This is a genomic window from Phocaeicola paurosaccharolyticus JCM 15092, assembly GCF_000613805.1.
Lineage (GTDB): Bacteria > Bacteroidota > Bacteroidia > Bacteroidales > Bacteroidaceae > Phocaeicola > Phocaeicola paurosaccharolyticus.
Map to the genome: position 1 here is coordinate 1 of NZ_BAJR01000011.1, position 24,180 is coordinate 24,180.

A 24,180-nucleotide genomic window follows, 5' to 3' on the forward strand; every position below is an offset into this window, starting at 1 on the left:
TTCTCCAAATGCTAGATCACCTGCATCACCTAATCCAGGAATGATATATGAGTGTGCATTGATTTCCGGACCAATTGCAGCGCACCATTTGGAATTTATCTTCTTTCTGCTTATGATTTTATCCCTTTCCAATGATTGCTACTTCCCATTGTCTTACAATTTTTTTTACTCAAATAAATCTACGATAGCTGTGTAATGCCTTGTGCAGAATAGAGTATATCACTTTCGATGATATGTTGTAATGTTTTGTACAAAATACTCATCATCTAAATATAGTTCTGAAAAATCGCTCACCAAAATGTATTGATATATAGTTCCCATAATTTTGCTCTTTACTTACTAAGTAAATTAACTAGATATAACTCTGTACAGAATAATAATATAAATTTAAAATTCTGCATATCGTTGTTTCATATATAAGTTGAGATAAAGCATCCAGGAAGCAATATGTAGTGATCCATAATATATTTCGGAATAAAAAATATACTATCTGCTATGCATTGAAATTGTGCAATGCTATGTTTCTTATGAAATTAGCATCTAATAGCAACTGTTTTGATGCAGATTTAGGATTTTTCCAGTACAGCTATACTATTAAATCCATTAAAGAAGGGTTGGGGCTAATGTTTTTCACCAATATCAATCACAGAGAAATATATTGTAATACTATTGTAATATCTCTGTTTCCTAAACTTTATGCTAGAATTGTTATGACTTTAATATGTAATTAGTTAAATACCAGGCTTTTACTGCGAAAATTAAAGGCGTGTCTATAATTTTATAATATATAAATCATAGCATTTAGCTGTGCTATGGTATCGTTTTTCTATAATTACATTGAAAAGTTAGCAGAAATATTTAATATTTACAGATTAAATACAAAAATGGATTTATTTATATTTCGATATTCCATTAAAATCACTTAACTTTGCGATGTTAGAATAAAATTCTTTCTTAAGGTAAATAGATGATAAACAAATTGATAAACCCGGACTATGTTTTTGAAGCAAGTTGGGAGGTATGCAATAAAGTAGGTGGCATTTATACGGTTCTTTCTACAAGAGCTAAGACACTTCAAGAGAAATATCATGACAAAATTATATTTATTGGTCCTGATGTTTGGAATGAAAAGCAGTCTCCTTACTTCATAGAGAATGAAAATCTATGTAAAGATTGGCGAATCTCTGCAAAAAACAATGAAGATCTTACTTTTAAGGTTGGAAGGTGGAATATCCCTGGCAGTCCTATTGCAGTGCTTGTTGACTTCAAAAATTTCTATAAAGATAAAGATTTAATTTATGGAAAAATGTGGGAAGATTTCAATGTCGACTCACTTCATTCATATGGAGATTATGATGAATCTTCAATGTTCTCTTACGCTTCTGGTAAAGTAGTAGAAAGTTTTTACAAATTCTACCTTTCAGATGAAAATAAGGTAGTATTTCAGGCTCATGAATGGATGACAGGAATGGGTGCTCTCTATATAAAAAAGAACCTTCCACAAGTAGCTACGATATTTACTACTCATGCTACATCTATTGGCCGGTCGATTGCCGGTAATAACAAACCTCTTTATGATAATCTGAATTATTTCAATGGTGATCAGATGGCTTATGAACTCAATATGGAGGCTAAGCACTCTATAGAGAAGCAAACTGCTCACAATGTGGACTGTTTCACAACAGTAAGTCAGATTACAGATAATGAGTGCAAGGCATTGCTCGACAAACCTGCAGATGTGATTCTTATGAATGGTTTCGAAGATGATTTTGTTCCATCAGGAAGTGAATTCACAAAACGTAGAAGAGATGCCCGAAAAGTTATGCTCAATGTCGCAAATAAGCTTATGGGTACAGAACTTAATGATGATACCCTTATAGTTTGCACAAGTGGCAGATATGAATTCAAGAATAAAGGTATAGACTTATATATTGAGAGCCTAAATCAACTCTCTAACAGCGGTGAACTTGGTGACAGAGAAATCTTGGCATTTATTACAGTACCTGCTTGGTGCGGTGCTCCAAGGAAAGAGCTTATAGAGAGAATTGAGAATGATGATAAGAGCAACGAGAGCCTTTACAAACCGTTCATCACTCATTCGCTTAACAATATGAACGAGGATAGAATTTTAGGCATGTTCAATTATTTAGGAATAAATAACAGCAAGAATTCTAAAGTAAAATATATATTTGTGCCTTGCTACCTTGATGGTAACGATGGTGTAATTAATCTCTCTTATTATGATTTTATTATAGGAGCTGATTTAACTGTTTATCCATCTTACTATGAACCATGGGGATATACTCCATTAGAGAGTGTGGCATTCCATATACCTACTATTACTACCGATTTGGCAGGTTTTGGTCTTTGGAGTGAGACTCTGAAAGGTAAGGAGAATACCATTGAGAGTGGGGTAAAGGTTGTTCACCGTTCAGACTTTAACTATTTCGATGCTGCAAAAGAGGTGAAAGATACCATTTTACAATTTTATCGTCTATCGGATGATGATGTAAAGAAAACTAGAACAAATGCCACAAGAATTTCAGAAAAAGCTTTGTGGAAACACTTTATAACCTATTATTATGAAGCATATGACATTGCATTGAATAATGCTTATAATAGACTTAACAAATAACAAAAATTAATTTAAACATTGAGATATGAAGATCAAAATTAGTAATGCGAATACTCCTTCCTGGAAGAATGTAGCAGTTAAGGCAAGAATTCCAGTAGAATTGGAAAAATTGGATGAACTGGCTAATAATATTTGGTGGGCTTGGAATTATCAAGCATTAGAACTATTCAGAGGACTTGATCAAGACATATGGAAATCATCAGGACATAACCCTGTTCTTATGATGGAACGCCTTAGTTATGAAAAATTAGAGAAGATAGCAAAAGATGAGAATATAATCAAAGATATAAATAAGGTCTATGACATGTTCAGAGAGTACATGGATGTAAAACCTGATTCTACTCGTCCTTCAGTAGCATATTTCTGCATGGAATATGGTATGACGAATATATTGAAAATATTCTCTGGTGGTCTTGGTGTACTTGCCGGTGACTACATGAAAGAGGCATCAGACAGCAATGTTGATATGTGTGGTGTTGGCTTGCTTTATAAATATGGATATTTCTCTCAGAGCCTTTCTATAGATGGACAGCAGATATCTAACTACGACGCACAAGATTTCAGTTCACTACCTATTGAGAGAGTTCTTGATGCGAATGGCCATCCAATGGTATTGGATGTTCCATATCTTGACTACCATGTATATGCAAATGTATGGAAAGTAAACGTAGGTAGAGTTCCATTATATCTTTTGGATACAGACAATGAAAGAAACAGCGAATACGATCGTCCTATCACATATCAATTGTATGGTGGCGACCGGGAAAACCGTCTGAAACAAGAGATTCTTCTTGGTATCGGTGGTGTTATGCTGCTCGATAGACTAGGAATTAAAAAAGATATTTACCACTGTAACGAAGGACATGCTGCACTTTGTAATGTAGAACGTATATGCAACTATGTTGCTAAGGGTCTATCATTTGAGGAAGCTCTTGAAGTTGTTCGTTCATCTTCATTATATACTGTTCATACTCCTGTTCCTGCAGGTCATGACTATTTTGACGAAGGTCTCTTCGGAAAATATATGGGAGGCTACCCTCAGAAGATGGGTATCTCTTGGCAGGATTTGATGGATATGGGTAGAATCAATCCGGGAGATTCAAACGAGAGATTCTGTATGTCTACATTTGCTTGTAACACTTGCCAGGAGGTCAACGGCGTAAGCTGGCTTCACGGAAAGGTTTCTCAGGAGATGTTCTCAGGAATATGGAAAGGTTATTTCCCTGAAGAGAGCCATGTAAACTATGTGACCAATGGTGTTCACTTCCCAACATGGTGTGCTACAGAATGGAATAAGCTTTATGCTAAGCATTTTGATAGCAAATTCCTCAAAGATCAGTCAAACGAGAATATCTGGGAGGCAATATATGGAGTAGACAATGAAGAGATATGGACTACGCGTATGGCTCTTAAGAACAAACTTGTTGATTATATCCGCAAGCAGTTCAGCGAGACTTGGTTGAATAATCAAGGTGATCCATCACGTATAGTATCACTTATGGAGAAGATCAATCCTAATGCTCTTCTTATAGGTTTTGCTCGTCGTTTTGCTACATACAAACGTGCTCATCTGTTATTTACTGACCTTGACAGACTTTCAAAAATAGTAAATAACCCAGAGCGTCCTGTTCAGTTTATATTTGCAGGAAAAGCTCATCCTCATGATGGAGCAGGACAGGGACTAATTAAGATGATTGTTGAGATTTCACGTCGTCCTGAATTTCTTGGTAAGATATTGTTTCTTGAGAACTATGATATGGAGCTTGCAAGAAGACTTGTTACAGGTGTTGATATCTGGATGAATACTCCGACACGTCCATTAGAGGCATCGGGAACATCTGGTGAAAAAGCTCTTATGAATGGCGTTATAAACTTCTCAGTTCTTGATGGATGGTGGCTTGAAGGTTATCGTGAAGGTGCCGGATGGGCTCTTACAGAGAAACGTACATACCAGAACCAGGAGTTCCAGGATCAACTTGATGCTGCTACAATATACTCTATCTTTGAGAATACTATTATTCCTCTCTACTTTGATAAGAAGGGAAAAGATTATTCAGATGACTGGGTAAAGACTATAAAGAACTCTATAGCACAAGTTGCTCCACACTATACAATGAAGCGTCAGCTTGACGATTACTATTCTAAGTTCTACAATAAAGAGTCTATGAGATACCGTTATTTGGTTAAAGATAACTTTGCTAAGGCTAAGGAAATAGCTGCATGGAAAGAGGAAGTAGCTGATAAATGGGATTCAATAGAGGTCGTTTCTAAAGAGGTCAACGAGGAACTTCTACTTGGAAATGTAGAGACTGGTAAAGAATATACAGTGACTTTGGTAGTTGATGAAAAGGGACTTGATAATGCCATAGGAATTGAGATTGTTACTACAGCTGTTACAACTGACGGTAAGGAGCATGTTTACTCAGTAGAACCTCTTGAAATGATAAAGAGAGAGGGTAACCTCTTCACATTCCAGGTTAAATACAGTATATCTAACTCAGGTAGTTTCAAGACTGCATTCAGAATGTATCCTAAGAACAAAGAACTGCCACATCGTCAGGACTTCTCATATGTTCGTTGGTTCTAAAAAAAGATATTAACTATTTAATATAAAGACCTCCTTGTCCTTTATGGCAAGGAGGTCTTTGCATTTCTACAAGTACCATATCTGAAATAATATGGATAAACTAATAATGTGGAATGAGTGTCTAGAAAGGGTTTGAGAAGTTCTAGTAATGGGTATGAATAGTTTAGTCATATAGATTGTAAGATTCATTATCCATTGCTTAAAAACATTAATCCCAAGCTTCAGGATACTTATCCTAAGGCTTAGGATAAGTAAACTAAAGTTTGGGATTAATAATGATGTTAGAATATTAATATATTGTTAATCAATATTCTATGTATGTTTTTAGCAACTATTACTTTAGTCCTCTGTTCACAAGAAGTGCATCAGTCTTAGGTTCACGTCCACGGAAATTCTTGTACATTGTCATTCCATCGTCTATACCACCAGGAGTAAGTACATATTTACGGAACTTATCGGCAAGCTTCTGGTTGAAGATATTGCCAGTCTCTTTGAATGCCTGGAAACCGTCAGCATCAAGAACCTCAGCCCACATGTAGCTATAATATCCTGCTGTGTAACCACCGCCCATAGTGTGACTGAAGTTTGTTACGCTGTAACGAGGTTTGATTTGACGAGGAACACCGCGTTTAGCAAGTTTCTCTTGCTCAAATTTCATCACATTAAGGTCAGCAGGAACATTTGTAAGTGTATGAAGGTCCATATCTACCAAAGAAGCAGCTACATATTCAACAGTAGCGAAACCTTGTCCATATTTAGAACTATCCTGTATCTTCTTTACAAGATCCATTGGAATAACTTCACCTGTCTTATAGTGCTTAGCATATACCTTCAGCACCTCCGGTTCGAAAGCCCAATGCTCATTAATCTGTGAAGGCAGTTCGACGAAGTCACGTTCAACATTTGATGTGTTGTTATAATGCACATCTCTCATGAAACTATGAAGTGCATGACCAAATTCATGGAACATTGTAGTAACGTTGTCTATATTCTGAAGTGCAGGTTTGTCTCCTGAAGGAGATGTCATATTACATACGTTCACTACGATAGGAATAATCCTTTCATTACCTTTGTAGTCTTGTCCGCGGAAAGCAGTACACCATGCTCCGGCACCTTTACCATCACGAGGGTAATAGTCGCTGTAGAATATAGCAAGTGTCTTTCCATCTTTATCGATAACCTCAAAAGATTGAGCAGTTGGTTCGTATACAGGTAAGTCTTTACGCTCCTTGAATGTGAGACCATAAAGTTTGTTGGCTACATAGAAGATACCTTCACGTACATTGTTAATCTCAAGATATGGACGTATCTGCTCCTCATCTACAGCGAATTTTCTCTGTTTTGCTTTGTTCAGATAGTATCTGTAATCCCATCCTTCAGGTTCAAAGTTTCCTCCATCTCTTTTAATCTCTTCACGAATATCATTTAATTCCTCCTGTGACTTTGCAATAGCCGGTGTCAGTACAGAGTTAAGTAGATTGTAAACATTCTGAGAGTTCTTTGCCATACGATCGTCAAGAGCCATAGAGGCATAGTCTTTGAAGCCCATAAGTTTAGCCTTCTGAAGACGTAGAACTACAAGCTTACGTGATATCTCTTTGTTGTCGAACTGATTGTCTTTGTTACCACGGTTGCAATAAGCTTCGTATACTTTTTTGCGGAGTTCACGGTTCTTAGCATACTCCAATACCGGATTACAGCTTGGGCGTTGCATGTTGAACATCCATTTACCTTTCTGTCCCTGAGTCTCTGCCATCTTAGCTGCAGCTTCAATATCACCTTCAGAAAGTCCCTCAAGGTCTGACAATTTATCTACAGTTACATAAGTGTTGTTCGTCTCCTTCATCAGATTCTGGCTGAAATTGAGTTGTAGCATAGATATCTCAGTATTCAGTTTACGCAACTGTTCTTTCTTATCGTCGGATAGATTAGCACCACTTCTGAGAAAACGTTTGTATATCTTCTCAAGAACTCTTTTTTGCTCTTTGTTAAGGTTGAATTTCTTCTGGTTATCGTATACCTGTTTTACCTTTGTAAATAGCTTGGGGTTAAGATAGATATCGTCACTGTGAGCAGAAAATAGAGGAGAGAGCTCTTTCTGAAGAGCACGTGTTGCCTCTGTTGAGTTACTGCTGGAAATTGGGCTGAATGTACTTTCTGCCTTGTCCAGAAGCTTTCCGCTCTGATCAAGAGCTGCAATAGTGTTTTCGAAATTAGGAGCTGCAGGATTCTTTATAATTGCTTCAATCTCTTTTTTATCCTCATCCAAGCCTTTAAGAATAGCTTCACGATAGTTATCGATAGTTATTTTTTCGAAAGGAGCAATTTGGAAAGGAGTATCAAACTCATTCAGCAAAGGGTTTGACACCTGTGCCATCATGTTTAAAGAAAGGGCTACTGCTAGAGCAGCCACAAGTAACTGTCTTTTCATGTTTTATATAATTTATTGTAATGTTATTTAGTAAATTCCACGCACATTTTATTTTGTATCATACGTGCATCCAAGACAGACATATCGTATGACATAATAGCAAAGCATAACAGATGTCCGTTTTTTCCTTTGCAGAACCCAGACAGAGTACTTATACCATATGGATGCGACAGCGTTCCGGTCTTAGCATGTATCTTTCCTCTAATCTTCGGGTTTGATATCTCTCTACGCATGCTTCCAGTTTTTCCAGATATAGGCAGGTAACGTTTCATCATTTCATATATTGGCTTGTTATAATAACCATATCTTAATACACTCACCAGAAGTTCTGGAGTGAGTTTGTTGTGTATGCACAATCCGCAGCCATCGTGTATCTCGGCAGACGATTCGGGCATATTAAGCTCATCAGTTACAAACTTCTTCATATAGTCAATTCCACTCTCTGCAAAGTTTCCTTCTTCGTTACTTGCCTTACCAATGGTGTAGAGTAGGGAGGTGCCCTGTGTGTTAGAACTGTTTTCCCACATCTTCTTTATCACATTGCCTATTGGGCGATAGAACTTATATATACATCTTGAACCTTCTGGAGTCTTAGCTAAGTTCACCTTGTTAGGATCGTACTTAATCCCCTGTGCATTCAACGATGCTTTGAAATCACGCATCACCCTGTCGCCACCTTTATATAATAGACCGAATCTGTTGAACGTAAGATCCCATGGATACCAATGTTCCTCAGCCTTTACAGGTTCTGTTAATGCAGCATCAATATATATGTTACCATCTATCTTCCTTATTCCTTTTTGTCTCAATCTTTTTGTGAAGAGGTTAAGGTCGGTGGTTAGCAGCTGTGGGTCCAGCCCGGTTTGAAAAGTAACATCTCCATTCAATGTATCCCCATTTATATCTCCACGGATATAAAGGCGGGTCTCATATTTGTAATCAGTACCTAACAGATGCAGACCGGCAACTCCAGAGAGTAGTTTCATGCACGATGCAGAGTGCATCAGTGAATCCTTATTGTACCAGTAAACAGGTTTGTCGGCTGTTAAATCTAAGAGATAAATGGCACTGTGCCCATAGACAAGGTATTTATTGAAACAACTGTCAACTCTAGAGGACAGTTCTTTATCAATTGAAATCCCATTGTCACTTTTTAAATTCCCATTTAAATCTTTTGATCCGTTATTTACTTTACACGATGTAATTGATGATGAAATAGTAATTGCTGCAACAGTTAAAAGTACAATTTTAACTTTGCCGTATATATTGTGAAACATTCTTTCTACTTGTCTGTATTATGTAATACAAAAATATGAATTTATAGCAGTCCATACAATAAAAAAAGGACCTCATAACTTTTTTTTGTTATAAAGGTCCTTAAAATAATATCAAATATGAATCCTACTCTTGAATCGGAGTTTCATCTTTATAAAGTTTTAGCAGTTCATCCTTGATAGCGGCACCTCTGAGATTCCTTGCTACAATGATTCCATTTTGGTCTACAAGTATTGTTGCAGGTATTGAGTTTATTCCATAAAGTTGTGCTGCTGCGTTCTCCCATCCTTTAAGGTCGGACATCTGTGGCCAAGTTATTCCAAGTTCAACAATTGCAGCTTTCCAATCATCAGCTTTTTCGTCAAGTGAAACACCAACAATACCGAATCCTTTATCTTTAAACTCATTGTAAACAGCTACCACATTTGGCATATCAGCTCTACATGGTCCGCACCAACTTGCCCAGAAGTCTATTAATGTATATTTGTTTGCACTTATATAATTGGATAGCGATACTTTTTGTCCGTCAACATTTTCCATAGAGAAGTCAATGTACTTTTCACCGACAGCAGTCTTCATTGCGAGATCTACTCTATTTTTTAGTGCTTTCAGTACCTCGTTATTCATATATTTTGCAGGAACGGCATTTATAAGTTCTGCCTGTTTCTTGAGGTCGAAAGCAGCAGAATACTGTGGAAGTAGATATATACCTACAGGGTTGGTTATATTCTCCTTTATAGAGTTGAATACCATATCCATACCCGATTTATCTTTAGCTTCAATCTCTTTAGAAAGCTTCTCTTTGTCCATTTCAGTGAGAGTTGTATCAGTCTGAAGCTTGATGTAAAGACCATTCATCTCTTTGTTTAAGGCCATGAACTTATCCTTAAAAGACTGATAGATATCATTGTTCTTAGTTCCGGAAACTTTGCTCTCCTGTCCAAGTACAACATTTATGTCACCATTCTCAAGGAAAAAGTCAGTGAATATTCTTTTGTCCCCTTTAAGATATGTGATATATCTGTTGACGACGGAGTCCTGTTCTCCTTTGAAAATGAATTTGCCATTTGATATAACTGCCGAATCCAGTTTTATCATTTCGCCGTTTTTATACTCCTGAAGATATATTGTATCACCGTTGGATATATCTTCAACTGTTCCTGATATTTTGTAGGATTTAGAATTATTGCACCCGGCAATAAAAAGGCAGCTTACTGCAACTGACAAAATAAATTTTTTCATAAAAAGTTTATTTATTAGGATTAACAAAGATATATATAATATCATATTTATATTAATTCTTCATAGAAATTTATGCATGTCTATGTAATAAAAATGTGGAAAATATTCAGTTTTCAAGATCTTTGATTAATCATGTTATCATATATAATAACCTGTTTTATACCATTATTGTTTAGAATTAGGGAGAAATAGAGTCAAAAATCAAAATTGACCAACTGTTCAGCAAATTTTATTAATATACAGGCCTATTAATAGCAAAAAAATAAATAATTGTTTTGTTATAAATATTAATTTTGCATGCCAAATATTCATTTTTGAAATGCAAGAAAAAAACTATATTATCGAGGTAAAGAATGTATCCAAGTATTTTGGAGATAAAATAGCTTTGGACAACATAAACCTCAATGTTAAAAAGGGTGAGTTCGTCACCATATTAGGTCCATCAGGATGCGGTAAAACTACATTGTTACGCTCTATTGCAGGATTTCAGACAATATCTGAAGGTGAGATTCTGATAGCCGGAAAAGAGATAAGCAAGACGCCTCCATATCTGCGTCCTGTAAATACTGTTTTTCAGAGGTATGCTCTTTTTCCTCATCTTAATGTTTTCGACAATATCGCTTTTGGTCTTAAACTGAAGAAACTGTCAAAGCAAGATATACAGAAGAAGGTTAAGAGTGCACTTCGTATGGTAGGTATGACTGATTATGAATACCGCGATGTGAACTCTCTTTCAGGAGGTCAGCAACAACGAGTAGCCATAGCACGCGCTATAGTCAATGAACCAGAGGTACTTCTTCTTGATGAGCCATTGGCAGCACTCGACTTGAAGATGCGTAAGGATATGCAGATGGAGCTTAAAGAAATGCATAAGTCTCTAGGCATAACTTTTGTATATGTAACACACGATCAGGAAGAGGCTCTTACTATTAGTGATACTATAGTAGTAATGAGTGAGGGAAAGATACAACAGATAGGAACCCCTGTAGATATATACAATGAACCTGCCAACTCTTTCGTTGCTGATTTCATAGGTGAAAGTAATATTTTAAACGGAACTATGGTGGATGATAAGTTGGTTGAATTTGCCGGTGTTCAGTTTGAGTGTGTGGATGAAGGATTTGGACAGAATGTTCCTGTTGATGTAGTTGTTCGTCCTGAGGATTGGTACATTTTCTCAGACTCTGACGCTTCTCAGATTTCAGGTGTTGTGACATCTTCTATATTCAAGGGAGTACATTATGAGATGGTTGTAGAAGCTAATGGATACGAATTTATAGTTCAGGACTACCATCATTTCGAAGTGGGGCAGAAGGTTGGTCTGCTTATCAAACCTTTCGATATACATATCATGAAAAAGGATATCCTTTTTAACTCATTCGAGGCTGAGATTATAGACGATAGCCATGTAAACTTCCTTGGTTGCGATTTTGAATGTATGCCACAGCAGAAATATGCAAAAGGCGATAAAGTAAATGTTGAGATTGACTTTGGGAATATCATTCTTTACGATAATGAAGAAGATGGAAAACTTACAGGTGATGTAAATTTCATACTATATAAAGGTAACCATTACCATATCACTATCATGTCAGATTGGGGAGATGATGTTTATGTTGATACCAATGATGTATGGGACAATGGAGACCATGTGGGTATAGGTGTATTGCCAGAGAATATAAGAATTATTGATAAAAAAGATAATAACAGCTGATAGAAAGTGCTAAATTCATTCAGAAATATATTTAATTCACGTAAGAGTTGGACAATACCTTATGTGATATTTGCAGCCATATTTGTGGTATTGCCACTTTTCCTGATAGTACTATATGCTTTTATGGATGATGCAGGAAGATTCACTTTTGGCAACTTTACTAAATTTTTCTTACATCCTGAGGCTGTAAATACTTTCGTCTACTCAATAGGAGTAGCTATAGTAACGACAGTACTATGCATAATATTCGGATATCCGGCAGCATATATACTTACAAGGATGAAGATGAAATATGCCGATACCATAGTTATGCTCTTCATACTGCCTATGTGGGTCAACATACTTATCCGTACTTTGGCTACAGTTGCTCTGTTCGACTTTGTGAGTATACCTTTAGGCGAGGAAGCATTGATATTCGGAATGGTATACAACTTTATACCTTTCATGATTTATCCTATCTATAATACCTTAAAGAAGCTTGATTCAAGTTATATTGAGGCAGCTGAAGATCTTGGGGCAACACCTTTTCAGATATTCTACAAAGTGATAGTGCCTCTATCAATGCCGGGTGTCGTGAGTGGAATACTTATGGTATTCATGCCGACTATATCAACTTTTGCTATATCCGAGTTGCTGACAATGAATAATATAAAACTATTTGGAACGACAATACAGGAGAATATAAACAACAGCTTGTGGAACTATGGTGCGGCGCTGTCACTCATAATGCTTTTCCTTATCGGAGCTACCACACTATTTGCTTCCGATGATAAGGATAATGATGAAGGAGGTGGACTATGGTAAAGAAAATACTTGCACATGGTTACCTATGGTTACTGCTTCTGTTACTATATTCACCTATCATAATAATAATGATATATTCGTTCACTGAGGCAAAGGTATTGGGGAACTGGAGCGGTTTCTCAACGAAACTATATACTTCACTTTTTGCCACTGGGACACATCATTCACTTGCTAATGCACTTATTAATACTATAACTATTGGCATAATAGCAGCAACTGTGTCGACCTTGCTTGGCACAATAACAGCTATCGGTGCTTATAGTCTCAGACCTGGATCGCGTAAGGTGTTTAGCTTTGTAAACAATATACCTATCCTCAACGGAGATATTATTATTGGCATATCACTGTTTCTTCTCTTTGTCTCTTGGGGTATTTCTCAGGGATATATTACGGTAGTATTGGCACATATAACCTTCTGTACTCCTTACGTGGTACTTAGTGTATTGCCTAGACTTAAGCAGATGAATCCAAATATTTACGAGGCTGCGCTTGACTTGGGTGCAACTCCTATGCAGGCACTTCGTAAAGTTATCGTACCTGAGATACTTCCTGGCATGATTTCCGGTTTCATCCTTGCTTTCACACTCTCTATAGATGACTTTGCTGTAACTGTATTTACTATAGGTAATGAAGGACTTGAGACACTCTCAACATATATTTATTCCGATGCACGTAAGGGTGGGCTGACACCTGAGTTGAGACCACTCTCAACAATAATATTTATTGCGGTTCTTGTACTGCTGATTATTATAAACCGTCGCGCGGGTAAGAAAAAGGAGGCATGATGATGAAGAAGTTGAAATATATATTCATGGCACTGGTATTCTTTATGACATTCATACTTACCAGCTGCTATAACTCCAGTGATTCGCGTGAAACTGTTCTTAAAGTATACAACTGGGCCGATTATATCGACGAAAGTGTACTTGAAGATTTTCCTAAATGGTATAAAGAGCAGACTGGAGAAGATATAAAGATAATATATCAGACATTTGATATCAATGAGATAATGCTCACAAAGATTGAACGTGGTCATGAGGATTTTGATGTTGTTTGTCCATCAGAATATATCATAGAGCGAATGCTTAAAAAAGGTCTTCTTCTCCCTATTGATACAGCTTTTGGCAAGACTCCTAACTATCTTCATAATCAGTCACCATATATTGTGTCTCAGCTTAACAAGATAAGTCAGAAGGGTAAAACGGCTTCACACTATGCTATAGGTTACATGTGGGGAACGGCTGGTATTCTTTACAATGCCGACCATGTTACTAAGGAAGAGGCAAGCACATGGAAATCACTATGGGATCGCAAGTTCAAGAACAAGCTGCTCATGAAAGATAGCTATCGTGATGCTTATGGTACAGCCTTGATATATGCCAACAGAGATAGAATTAAGAGAGGTAAAGTTACAGTAGAACGCCTCATGAATGATTATTCTCAAGCTTCAATAGATACTGTAGAGAAGTACCTCAAGGCTATGAAACCATCTATTGCCGGTTGGGAAGCTGACTTTGGCAAGGAGATGATGACAAAGGATAAGGCTTGGTTGAATATGACATGGAGTGGTGATGCTGTATGGGCTATTGAAGAGGCTAAAGCAGTGGGAGTGAGCCTTGACTATGAAGTGCCTCAAGAGGGAAGTAATGTGTGGTACGATGGTTGGGTTATTCCTAAATATGCTCGCAATGTTAAGGCAGCAAGTTACTTCATTAATTATCTCTGCCGTTCTGATGTTGCACTGAAGAACATGGATGCATCGGGCTACGTTAGTTCTATAGCTACTGATGAGATTCTCGAGAAGAAGATTGATACAACTCTTGACTATTGTTCCGATTTGAGCTACTTCTTTGGTCCAAAGGCTAAGAGAATACAGATAGACAAGGTGCAATACCCTGATAAGAGTGTAGTCGCTCGTTGCGCAATGATACGTGACTCTGGAGAGAGAACAGAAGCTGTTCTGGAGATGTGGTCGAAGGTGAAAGGTGACAACTTAGGTGCAGGCCTAGTTATAGTTATTCTGGCAAGTGTTGCTCTATTAGTGGTATTTCAGGTATATAAGAGGATTCAGCAGTATAATCGCTCTAAGAAGCATAGGAGAAGACGAAATAAGATAAGACGTAGATAAAAAAGGATGCATCTTTACAGGTGCATCCTTTTTATTATATTGTCATCATATCTATTAGATAATGTATTGGCTTGAGATAGATTCATTATTCATCACGCGATTTATTGTTTCAGCAAACATATCTGCTATGCTAAGCTGTTTAAGTTTATCGCACTTGTGTAAATAAGGGATGCTGTCTGTGAAAACTATTTCTTCAAGAACTGAATTATCAACTCTTTCTGAAGCAGGACCTGACATTACACAGTGTGATGCAATTGCACGAACAGAACGAGCACCTGTCTCTCTCATAATATCAGCAGCCTTAGTGATAGTGCCAGCTGTATCAACCATGTCGTCAATAAGGATAACATTCTTATCTTTTACATCACCTATAATCTGTATTGAGGCAACTACATTCGCTCTTTCGCGTGTCTTGTTACACAGAACCAATGGAACACCAAGATATTTAGAATATGTACTAGCACGTTTTGAGCCACCAACGTCTGGAGTTGCAATAACAAGGTTCTCGAGGTTTAATGACTGTATATAAGGTAAGAAAATACCTGAAGCATACAGATGGTCAACCGGGATATTAAAGAAACCTTGAATTTGATCGGCATGTAAGTCCATTGTTATTAGACGATCTATGCCAGCTACGCTCAATAGGTCAGCTACAAGTTTAGCACCTATAGATACGCGTGGTTTGTCTTTTCTATCTTGTCTAGCCCAACCGAAGTATGGAATAACTGCAATAACGCTTTTTGCAGATGCTCTTTTTGCAGCATCTATCATAAGCAGGAGTTCCATAAGATTGTCAGAATTTGGGAAGGTTGATTGTACTAGAAATACATGTTTACCACGGATAGATTCTTCATAAGAAACAGCAAATTCACCATCTGCAAAGTGAGTGATATTCATGTTTCCTAGTTCGCAGCCTAGACTGCTGCAGATTTTTTCTGCGAGGTATCTCGAGTTAGTACCCGAGAAAATTCTAAAAGGAGAATTTTGGCTCATTTTTATAGTAGGGTTACCAATAAATATTAGAGCCACAAAGTTACTTATTAAAATTAAAATACAAAACTAATCGCAAAGCTTTTTGAAGCGATGTAATTGTTCTATTAGTGTGTGGTAATCGCTGTCAATACAGGCATCAAAGTTATTCCAAAGGCCATTCATTATAGCAACTCCACCGAAACCTAAATCCTTTATTTCAGGAATATTATTTTCGTTAATTCCTCCGAATGCTATAACGCGTTTATCGATGATACCCATTTTGCTGGCATTACGTAGCATATCTTTTGTGAGCAACGGGTAGGAGCCGCACTCATGGCTTTCATTCTCAAATACCGGGGTGAAGAGAATATAGTCGCTTGATGTTTTTTTTAAGCAAATATCATCTAGGGTATGGCAAGTTGTACTGACAAGTCCCTTGTAATTTTCCGGCATCTGATTGTTTCTATCGGATAGATGAATTCCTTTAAGACCAAATTCTTCTTTAAGATAAAAATGACCGTGAACAACGATTCTTTTGTGATATTGAGAAGGTATTAATGTAAGAAGCCTCTCTGCAAACATTGGCACACTTGATGGCTTGCACATATGTAATATGTCCAATCCCTCTTCAAAAAGTGCCGTAAGAATCTTATCTTCTTCTATAAAATAATTTGGTGTCGTAACAAGGATTAACTTCATGCCAATAAAAATTGAGAAACAAATATATACAATAGAATACTATTTTCCTAAACAAAAAAATAATTATTCTGATAACAATGGTATAAACAGTAGTTATATTTTAATATATAGCCTATAAATAAGAGGTTTATCTTTTAATAATAAAAATGAAGTTAATTGTTATTTTGATTTATATTTTCGGTGATTATGCGACTATTCGTATGCCAATAATTAGTTTTTTCTTTTCAGTAGCGGTAGGACTTCTTTAATATAAAGATTGAATCATCTTATTACCGATTCTTATTTATGTTTTTCAAAATAGCGTTTTTGGTACAAATAGCAGCTGCATTATAGTATGCTTCATCCATATTCTCAATATAAGTCTTGATCTCGTAAAGCAGCTCTGGTTGGTTATAACGACACATCTTGTATGCCAGTTTCATACATACCGCCTGACATGCTGAGGTCTTGTCGAGTGCAGTCATGTTCTCTATACAGAAATCAAGAAAAGGTACATTGATATTTGGGGGCTGTTGAAGGTGCAGGATGATGTTTAATGTAAGGCGCATTATGCTTGGATCTTCTGCATTCATAGCTCTGTTTATTAATTCGTCATATCTGTCTGCGAAGAAGGAGGGATGCGATTCACTTATTTTGTTGCATACCCAAAGAGAGCGCCATGCGATTTTCTTATCCTTGTCGAATGTCAGATTATATATATCATTAAATAGCTCAGGTGAAGAGATAACTCTTTTAGCAATATGCTCAACTATAACCTTAGATGCTTGCTGTAAAAGTAGTTCCTTAAAATCACTCTTCATTGCTAGACTCATTATGATTGGTAGGTATTGTGAAGATAAATCTTGTGCCACTTGTATATGATTTATCTATCCATATTTTACCGCCGAACTGTTTTACTGTTGCTTCACAGATAGCAAGTCCTAGTCCGGTACCTTGGGCAAATTCGTTTACTTTGTTGAATCTCTCGAATACTTTGTCCTGCATATCGGCAGGTATACCGCAACCGGTATCGGTAACCGACAGTAACATCATCTCCTCATCAGGTCTGTTTTCTACGTCAAGTGTGATACTTCCATTGTCTGTAAATTTTATGGCATTACCTATCAGGTTTATTACAACCTGTTGCAGTCTGACAAGGTCGGTTACCACAGTTATGCTAGGTTCCTTATGTGTAAATAGTATATTTACATTTTCTTTAGCATTTGGACGCATTGATAAAACGACACTCTCAAGATGTGGTACAATGTCTGCTTTTTCGAAGAATAGTTTCTTCTTTTTTGCCTCTATCCTTGACAGATCCAAAATGTCGTTTATCAGTTTCAGAAGTAGATCTGAGTTATGTTGTATTATTCCTATATATTCATCCTGCTCTTCTGTTGGATCTATGGTGCTTATCAGAACTTCAGAGAATCCTACGATAGCATTTAATGGAGTTCTTATTTCATGACTCATGTTAGATATGAAAGCACTTTGTAATCTGCTGAGCTCATCAGCTTTATCTTTAGCAACAATTAGCTCTTTCTGATACTTAAGAAGCTCATTTTTCTCTTGTTCCAACTGTTCATCTTTCTTTTCCAGGTTATGTTTAAGACGACGGATATGAATATTGGAGAGAGAAGAGTATATAAATCCTATAGAAATGAGAATAAATATGCCTGATCCTAAAATGAAATACCATTTGTAAAGTCTTACATAATCTCCCCAGTCAAAATCAGGATTAACATAAATCACATCCGAAGGTATGTTTGCATCCATCAGATCCAATCTCTTCAACTCATGCATATCAAGTTTTAAGATATCCGAATAGCCGCTTATAAAAGGTCCATTCCAATCTTCTGTCTCAAGATAGTCATAGGCCTTTTTAGCCAACTCCATGCCTAAAGGACGATATTGAGGTATATATCCTCCTATAGCCCAATAGCCTATGCCAGTGCCGGTTAGACTAAAAACTGGCATATTGGGATTAGCTTTGATAAAGGTATATTTTGAGTTGTCCATATATACAATATTGTTCTTGTCATATTTCCAACAACACAACATTACACTGGTGTTTTCCGGCAGGTTTTTAAATCTTTCGGCAGCTTGGTCTGTATTTAACTTTCGTCCGTCAATATATTTTAGCTTAAGATTCTTGAAGTTCTTTTTTACCTCAGACTTAATTTGTCTCATGTGCGACAGACCATTTAGGGAGTTATCGCTCAATATTGCTATATTCTCCGTTTTAGGGAAAAACTGTTTGATAAGTTCAATATCCTTCTTTACTTCATAATCATAGTAATAGAAAAGTTGAAGATTAAATTGCTTAGCTGTCCCCAAAATATCAATTAATCCGAACTCAACATTTTTATCATATAGTATAGGTATCTCGTTACCTTCCATGCTGGCGCAATATTTCTGCCCCATTGTTGCAAAGACAGGTATCTTTCTAATCTCAGGATCCACCTGAGAAAAATAGCTTACCAGTGCCTCTGTACCTATCAGGACCACCATGGAGGCGTCCTTATGCTTCTCCATAACTGCTCGTGTGTAATCTACCCATCTGTAACGGTCATCTAGTGATGTACAATTAAGTGCCTCGGTAGCATACTGATAATCACCCTGAAGTTCAGAGAAGGTGTTTATGAATGAGGAGATGTTGGTCCTTGAATATTCATTATCTGTAGAGTATGAGCAGATAAAGAGAATCTTCTTTTTACCATCTGAACCTTTCGAGTATGAGATGATGGGAATCAAAACCAGGATATATAATAATAAAAGTGTTTTTCCTCTCATTAAAAAATGAATTATGGATGCAAATATACGTATTTAAAATAATGAACAGCAGCATGTAATAAAAAAACTCCGAAAACTAAGTTTCGGAGTTTTTACAATCGATTTGAATTATTTCATTCTCTTCTCAACAACATTCCAGTTTACGATATCCCATATTTTAGCAACATGGTCAGCTCTTTTGTTCTGGAAGTCAAGATAATAGGCATGTTCCCATACGTCAATACCTAACAATGGCTGTTTCCCATGTCTTAAAGGGTTATCTCCATTAGCATATTTGCCTATTGTGAGTTTTCCGTCTTTTTCTTCAGAAAGCCATGCCCATCCTGAGCCGAAAAGAGTAACAGCAGCGTCAGAGAGCTGTTTCTTCAAATTTTCGAAGCTACCGAAATCTCTGTCTATTGCTTCTTTTAGTTTACCACATGGCTCTTTCTTTTCAGTTGCCGGAGCGAACTGTAGGAAGTATAGAGTATGGTTAAGAACCTGTCCTGCATTGTTGAATATACCACCATCGGGTGCGTTCTCAACAATATATTCCAAGTTTTTACCTTCGAACTCTGTTCCTGGAACGAGTGAATTCAGGTTGTTAACATAAGTCTGCAAATGTTTACCATAATGGTATTCAATTGTAGAACTGCTGATTATTGGCTCCAATCCATTATTTGGATAAGGGAGCGCAGGCATAGTAAAGACCATAATTATTGAATTTATAATGTTAGTTATTAATGGTATCATAATTGTTCGAATTGGTTGTTTATTAATAAACACATTTGCTATCTCTTTTGTTCTCTCAAAATCAAACTTTGTCTATCTTTGAATTTCATTATCTTTGCAATCAATTTTTTTAAAGATGAATTATATTGATGAATTGAATGAAAGTCAACGTCAGGCTGTTCTTTATAACGACGGACCATCATTGGTTATTGCCGGTGCTGGTTCGGGAAAGACAAGGGTGCTGACTTATAAAATAGCATATCTTCTGGAAATGGGATATAAGCCATGGTCCATACTTGCACTTACCTTTACAAACAAGGCTGCCAAAGAGATGAAGAAAAGAATTGGTGCTCAGGTAGGAGATAGTGCAAGGTATCTTTGGATGGGTACCTTTCATTCCATCTTCTCACGCATATTAAGGTATGAGGCCTCAAGCATAGGCTTTTCTTCCAACTTTACAATTTATGATACTTCCGATTCTCGCAGTCTTATTAAATCTATTATCAAAGAGATGCAGCTTGATGACAAGTCTTATAAACCGGCTGCTGTTCAGTCAATGATAAGCAATGCTAAGAATCAATTAGTATCACCTTATGCCTATTCTGCCTCCGGCTCATCTCAAAGGAGTGAAATGGATGACAGAATGCCTAAGTTTAAAGAAATATATCAAAAATATTGTGATCGTTGCCGTCAGAGTGATGCTATGGATTTTGATGATCTGCTGGTATATACATATATACTTTTCGACAAGAATCCACTCATTCTTAAAAAGTACTCTGATCAGTTCCGTTATATACTTGTTGACGAATATCAGGATACAAACTTTGCGCAGCACAGCATAGTTTTACAGCTTAGTCGCGAACATCAGCATGTATGCGTAGTAGGCGATGATGCACAGAGTATATACTCCTTCCGTGGAGCCAATATAGAAAATATTCTTAAGTTTACCAAATTATATGATAATGTAAAACTCTTCAAACTGGAACAGAACTATCGTTCCACAAAAACTATCGTTCATGCTGCCAACAGTTTGATTGAGAAGAACAGTCAGCAGATACGCAAGGAAATCTATTCGGAGAAAAGCGTTGGTGATCCAATAGAAGTCGTTAACGCCTATAGTGATGTTGAAGAGGGAGAGATTGTTTCACGAAAGATTCTATCCTTTAAACGTAAAGAGGGCTATAGTTATGATGATTTTGCTGTACTATATCGTACCAATGCTCAGAGCCGTATATTTGAGGAGATGTTCCGAAAGAAGAGTATACCTTACAAAATCTATGGAGGCCTATCGTTCTATCAGAGAAAGGAGATAAAAGATATTATCTCATATTTCCGCCTCACGATAAATCCTAATGACGAGGAGGCATTCAAGAGAATAATTAACTATCCTGCACGAGGAATAGGTGAAACTACGCTTGGCAAAATAGTTCAGGCAGCATCCGACAATGGCGTGAGTCTGTGGAAAGTGCTTATAGAACCTTTGCAATATGGAGTGTCAATAAATAAAGGTACCGCTGCAAAGCTTCAGAACTTCCGTGATATAATGAAAAATTTCATGGAGGCAGTAACCGATAAGGATGCTTCGCAGATGGGAGAGATGATAGTACGACAGAGTGGTATCATGAACGAACTCTACCAAAGTAACGATCCTGAAGATATGTCTCGCCGTGAGAACGTAGAGGAACTTATAAATGGTATGAAGGACTTCTGCCAGGGACGTATGGAAGAGGGAGATAATAATATCTACCTTACAGACTACCTTTCAGAAATATCGTTGCTTACAGATCAGGACAGTGACAAAGATAGTGATGCCCCTAAAGTAACACTTATGACAATACATTCTGCCAAGGGACTTGAGTTCAAGAATGTGTTTGTAGTAGGTCTTGAGGAGGAGCTCTTCCCGAGTGCCATGTCAATGGATTCATATAGGCAGTTGGAGGAGGAGAGAAGGCTTTTTTATGTAGCCATAACTCGTGCTGAGGACCATTGTATACTCTCATTTGCCAAGAACAGAATGAGGTATGGAAAGATGGAGTGCAGCTCACCAAGTCGTTTCTTAAAAGATATAGATTCACGTTTTCTCATGATACCTCAGCAGGATATGTTGTCAAGGAAAGTAGATGAAAATGCATCGTCATTCCGAATGAACAGAGCCTCTGGCAATAATGATTACACAACTCCACCATGGGCACAGGAGAGTAAGTTTGAAAACAGAGATACATATCAGCCAAGAAAAGTCAATGTGCCGCTTCCTACTACAGGAAGGACGCTAAAGAGAGTATCTTCGCTCTCTTCGTCAAAGGCAGGTGCTCCACAAGCCTCTGCAAACCTTTCAGGACTTGCTGTTGGCAACATGATAGAGCATGAGAGATTCGGAAGAGGACATGTGACAAATATTGAGGGAGTTGGGGACAACTGCAAGGCTACAGTGGAGTTTGAGAATGCAGGAGTAAAACAGCTTTTGCTAAAGTTTGCAAGATTTAAAATAGTTGAATAATGATAGATATTGAAAAGATACCTTCACCATGCTATGTAATGGAAGAGGAGTTGTTGAGAAAGAATCTCACGTTGATAAAGAGAGTTGCCGATGAGAGCGGAGCAGAGATCATACTTGCTTTCAAATCGTTTGCCATGTGGAAGTCTTTCCCAATTTTCAGGGAGTTTATCGACCATACCACAGCCAGTTCGCTTTACGAAGCCCGTCTTGCATTCCAAGAGTTTGGTAGTAGAGCTCATACCTACTCACCGGCATATGTTGAGGAGGAGTTCTATGATATTATGCACTATAGCAGTCATATAACATTCAACTCATTCAGTCAGTTCCGACGCTTCTATCCATTTGTTGAGAAGAGCGATGAGAAGATATCTTGTGGAATAAGAATTAATCCTGAATATTCGGAGGTAGAGGTTGAACTATACAATCCTTGTGCTCCTGGTACACGTTTCGGAGTTACAGCAGATTTATTGCCTGATACTCTACCAGAAGGTATAGATGGTTTACATTGTCATTGCCATTGCGAGTCCGATTCGTACACCTTCGAACATACACTTCAGCATATTGAGGAGAAGTTCTCTAAATGGTTCTCTCAGATAAAGTGGATAAATTTCGGTGGGGGACATCTTATGACTAGAAAGGATTACGATGTGGAACATCTCATAGCACTTATTAAGTCGTTCAAGCAGAAATATCCTCATTTGGAAGTTATACTGGAACCTGGTTCAGCCTTTACATGGCAGACAGGAGTATTAGTTTCAAGAGTGGTTGATATCGTTGAGAGTAGAGGTATAAAAACTGCCATACTCGATGTTAGCTTTACATGTCATATGCCCGACTGTCTTGAGATGCCATACTATCCAAAGGTGAGGGGAACGGAGACACTCGAGGGACATAAGTATGAGGATGGTGATGAGAAAAGAAATATATATAGACTTGGTGGCAACAGTTGCCTTAGCGGAGACTATATGGGTAGCTGGAAATTCGATCATGAACTGCAGATTGGAGAAAAAATTATATTCGAAGATATGATTCACTACACAATGGTGAAGACAAACATGTTTAATGGCATTAATCACCCTTCAATTGCTATCTGGCATATTAACAATCAATTAGAGTTCTATAAAGAGTTCAGATATGAAGATTATCGCGACAGGATGGCCTGAGGATAGGATAATAGAGAAAAAAATGATGTAGAAAAATATTGCATAAATTTGGTTATTTAGAAAATTGCATTACCTTTGCAACCGCAATTGAGAAACAAACATAATGAATCTCAAATGCGGCTAAATTGCGGAAATAGCTCAGTTGGTAGAGCATAACCTTGCCAAGGTTAGGGTCGCGAGTTCGAGTCTCGTTTTCCGCTCAATATTATACAAGAGAGTATAATCGGAGGCCCAGGTGGCGGAATGGTAGACGCGCACGTTTCAGGTGCGTGTGTCGCAAGGCATGCAGGTTCGAGTCCTGTTCTGGGCACAGTAGAAATTTAATGGAGGAATGGCGGAATTGGTAGACGCGCTACTTTGAGGGGGTAGTGACAGTTATGTCGTGTGAGTTCGAGTCTCATTTCCTTCACTTAATTTGAAGAATCACTTAACAAAGTGGTTCTTTTTTTATCTATACTTTTGCTCTCAGGCTCTTGAATATCTCTCTTTATTATACAAAATACCATATGTCTGTTCAGGCAATTCTCCAATCTATCATGACCTCTTTCTC

16 protein-coding genes, 3 tRNA genes and 1 pseudogene are annotated in these 24,180 nt (G+C 37.3%); 11 read left to right on the forward strand and 9 right to left on the reverse strand.

Annotated elements, in window-relative coordinates; all coding sequences use genetic code 11:
• A pseudogene (locus tag JCM15092_RS17040) lies at nucleotides 1-87 on the reverse strand (uracil phosphoribosyltransferase); the annotation flags it as partial.
• Between the two features lie 880 nt (nucleotides 88-967).
• Here JCM15092_RS17040 and JCM15092_RS06440 point away from each other — a divergent pair.
• Both JCM15092_RS06440 and glgP read left to right on the forward strand, forming a co-directional pair.
• Complete coding sequence (locus JCM15092_RS06440) at nucleotides 968-2,635, forward strand: glycogen/starch synthase (RefSeq protein WP_024993946.1); 1,668 nt, start codon at nucleotides 968-970, stop codon at nucleotides 2,633-2,635.
• 25 nt (nucleotides 2,636-2,660) lie between these two features.
• A complete protein-coding gene (gene glgP, locus JCM15092_RS06445) occupies nucleotides 2,661-5,222 on the forward strand; it encodes an alpha-glucan family phosphorylase (protein ID WP_024993947.1) in 2,562 nt (853 codons plus the stop codon).
• 334 nt (nucleotides 5,223-5,556) lie between these two features.
• Here glgP and JCM15092_RS06450 read toward each other — a convergent pair whose 3' ends face one another.
• From JCM15092_RS06450 to JCM15092_RS06460, 3 genes are all read right to left on the reverse strand, one after another.
• Nucleotides 5,557-7,653 carry a M3 family metallopeptidase gene (locus tag JCM15092_RS06450; RefSeq protein ID WP_024993948.1) on the reverse strand — a complete coding sequence of 699 codons (2,097 nt, stop codon included), beginning with the start codon at nucleotides 7,651-7,653 and terminating at the stop codon, nucleotides 5,557-5,559.
• Between the two features lie 23 nt (nucleotides 7,654-7,676).
• Nucleotides 7,677-8,930 (reverse strand): D-alanyl-D-alanine carboxypeptidase/D-alanyl-D-alanine-endopeptidase, encoded by a 1,254-nt coding sequence (locus JCM15092_RS06455; protein WP_024993949.1) that lies wholly within the window; start codon nucleotides 8,928-8,930, stop codon nucleotides 7,677-7,679.
• A 124-nt stretch (nucleotides 8,931-9,054) separates the two neighbouring features.
• A complete protein-coding gene (locus tag JCM15092_RS06460; protein WP_024993950.1) occupies nucleotides 9,055-10,170 on the reverse strand; it encodes a TlpA disulfide reductase family protein in 1,116 nt (371 codons plus the stop codon).
• A 319-nt stretch (nucleotides 10,171-10,489) separates the two neighbouring features.
• Here JCM15092_RS06460 and JCM15092_RS06465 point away from each other — a divergent pair, with 319 nt between their 5' ends.
• Genes JCM15092_RS06465 through JCM15092_RS06480 form a run of 4 tightly spaced genes read left to right on the forward strand, consistent with a single transcriptional unit; the run spans nucleotide 10,490 to nucleotide 14,816 of the window.
• On the forward strand, nucleotides 10,490-11,884 hold the full coding sequence (locus tag JCM15092_RS06465; RefSeq protein WP_024993951.1) for an ABC transporter ATP-binding protein: 1,395 nt from the start codon (nucleotides 10,490-10,492) through the stop codon (nucleotides 11,882-11,884).
• A 6-nt stretch (nucleotides 11,885-11,890) separates the two neighbouring features.
• Entirely contained in the window at nucleotides 11,891-12,688 is a 798-nt protein-coding gene (locus JCM15092_RS06470) for an ABC transporter permease (RefSeq protein WP_024993952.1), read from the forward strand.
• The gene (locus JCM15092_RS06475) at nucleotides 12,682-13,473 is read left to right on the forward strand and encodes an ABC transporter permease (RefSeq protein ID WP_024993953.1); all 792 of its coding nucleotides are present in this window, start codon (nucleotides 12,682-12,684) and stop codon (nucleotides 13,471-13,473) included. Before JCM15092_RS06470 ends, JCM15092_RS06475 begins: the two co-directional genes overlap by 7 nt.
• Nucleotides 13,470-14,816, forward strand: a complete 1,347-nt coding sequence (locus JCM15092_RS06480; RefSeq protein ID WP_148296609.1) for an ABC transporter substrate-binding protein — start codon at nucleotides 13,470-13,472, stop codon at nucleotides 14,814-14,816. Before JCM15092_RS06475 ends, JCM15092_RS06480 begins: the two co-directional genes overlap by 4 nt.
• Nucleotides 14,817-14,870: 54 nt before the next feature.
• Here JCM15092_RS06480 and JCM15092_RS06485 read toward each other — a convergent pair whose 3' ends face one another.
• From JCM15092_RS06485 to JCM15092_RS06505, 5 genes are all read right to left on the reverse strand, one after another.
• Nucleotides 14,871-15,809 carry a ribose-phosphate pyrophosphokinase gene (locus tag JCM15092_RS06485; protein WP_024993955.1) on the reverse strand — a complete coding sequence of 313 codons (939 nt, stop codon included), beginning with the start codon at nucleotides 15,807-15,809 and terminating at the stop codon, nucleotides 14,871-14,873.
• Between the two features lie 66 nt (nucleotides 15,810-15,875).
• Nucleotides 15,876-16,487, reverse strand: coding sequence for a thiamine phosphate synthase (locus tag JCM15092_RS06490; protein ID WP_024993956.1), 612 nt, complete (start codon nucleotides 16,485-16,487; stop codon nucleotides 15,876-15,878).
• A gap of 269 nt (nucleotides 16,488-16,756) precedes the next feature.
• On the reverse strand, nucleotides 16,757-17,287 hold the full coding sequence (locus tag JCM15092_RS06495; protein ID WP_024993957.1) for a HEAT-like fold family protein: 531 nt from the start codon (nucleotides 17,285-17,287) through the stop codon (nucleotides 16,757-16,759).
• Nucleotides 17,277-19,259 carry a sensor histidine kinase gene (locus JCM15092_RS06500; protein ID WP_024993958.1) on the reverse strand — a complete coding sequence of 661 codons (1,983 nt, stop codon included), beginning with the start codon at nucleotides 19,257-19,259 and terminating at the stop codon, nucleotides 17,277-17,279. Before JCM15092_RS06500 ends, JCM15092_RS06495 begins: the two co-directional genes overlap by 11 nt.
• 108 nt (nucleotides 19,260-19,367) lie before the next feature.
• Complete coding sequence (locus JCM15092_RS06505; RefSeq protein ID WP_148296613.1) at nucleotides 19,368-19,952, reverse strand: superoxide dismutase; 585 nt, start codon at nucleotides 19,950-19,952, stop codon at nucleotides 19,368-19,370.
• A gap of 154 nt (nucleotides 19,953-20,106) precedes the next feature.
• Between JCM15092_RS06505 and JCM15092_RS06510 the strand changes: the two genes are divergently transcribed.
• The 5 genes from JCM15092_RS06510 to JCM15092_RS06530 all read left to right on the forward strand — a co-directional run bounded on the left by JCM15092_RS06510 (nucleotide 20,107) and on the right by JCM15092_RS06530 (nucleotide 24,039).
• On the forward strand, nucleotides 20,107-22,467 hold the full coding sequence (locus JCM15092_RS06510) for an ATP-dependent helicase (RefSeq protein WP_024993960.1): 2,361 nt from the start codon (nucleotides 20,107-20,109) through the stop codon (nucleotides 22,465-22,467).
• The gene (gene nspC / locus JCM15092_RS06515; protein ID WP_024993961.1) at nucleotides 22,467-23,630 is read left to right on the forward strand and encodes a carboxynorspermidine decarboxylase; all 1,164 of its coding nucleotides are present in this window, start codon (nucleotides 22,467-22,469) and stop codon (nucleotides 23,628-23,630) included. Before JCM15092_RS06510 ends, nspC begins: the two co-directional genes overlap by 1 nt.
• A 127-nt stretch (nucleotides 23,631-23,757) precedes the next feature.
• A tRNA-Gly gene (locus JCM15092_RS06520) sits at nucleotides 23,758-23,830 on the forward strand.
• Nucleotides 23,831-23,859: 29 nt separating this feature from the next.
• Nucleotides 23,860-23,940 (forward strand) — tRNA-Leu (locus JCM15092_RS06525).
• Nucleotides 23,941-23,955: 15 nt separating this feature from the next.
• A tRNA-Leu gene (locus tag JCM15092_RS06530) sits at nucleotides 23,956-24,039 on the forward strand.
• Nucleotides 24,040-24,180 lie beyond the last annotated feature (141 nt).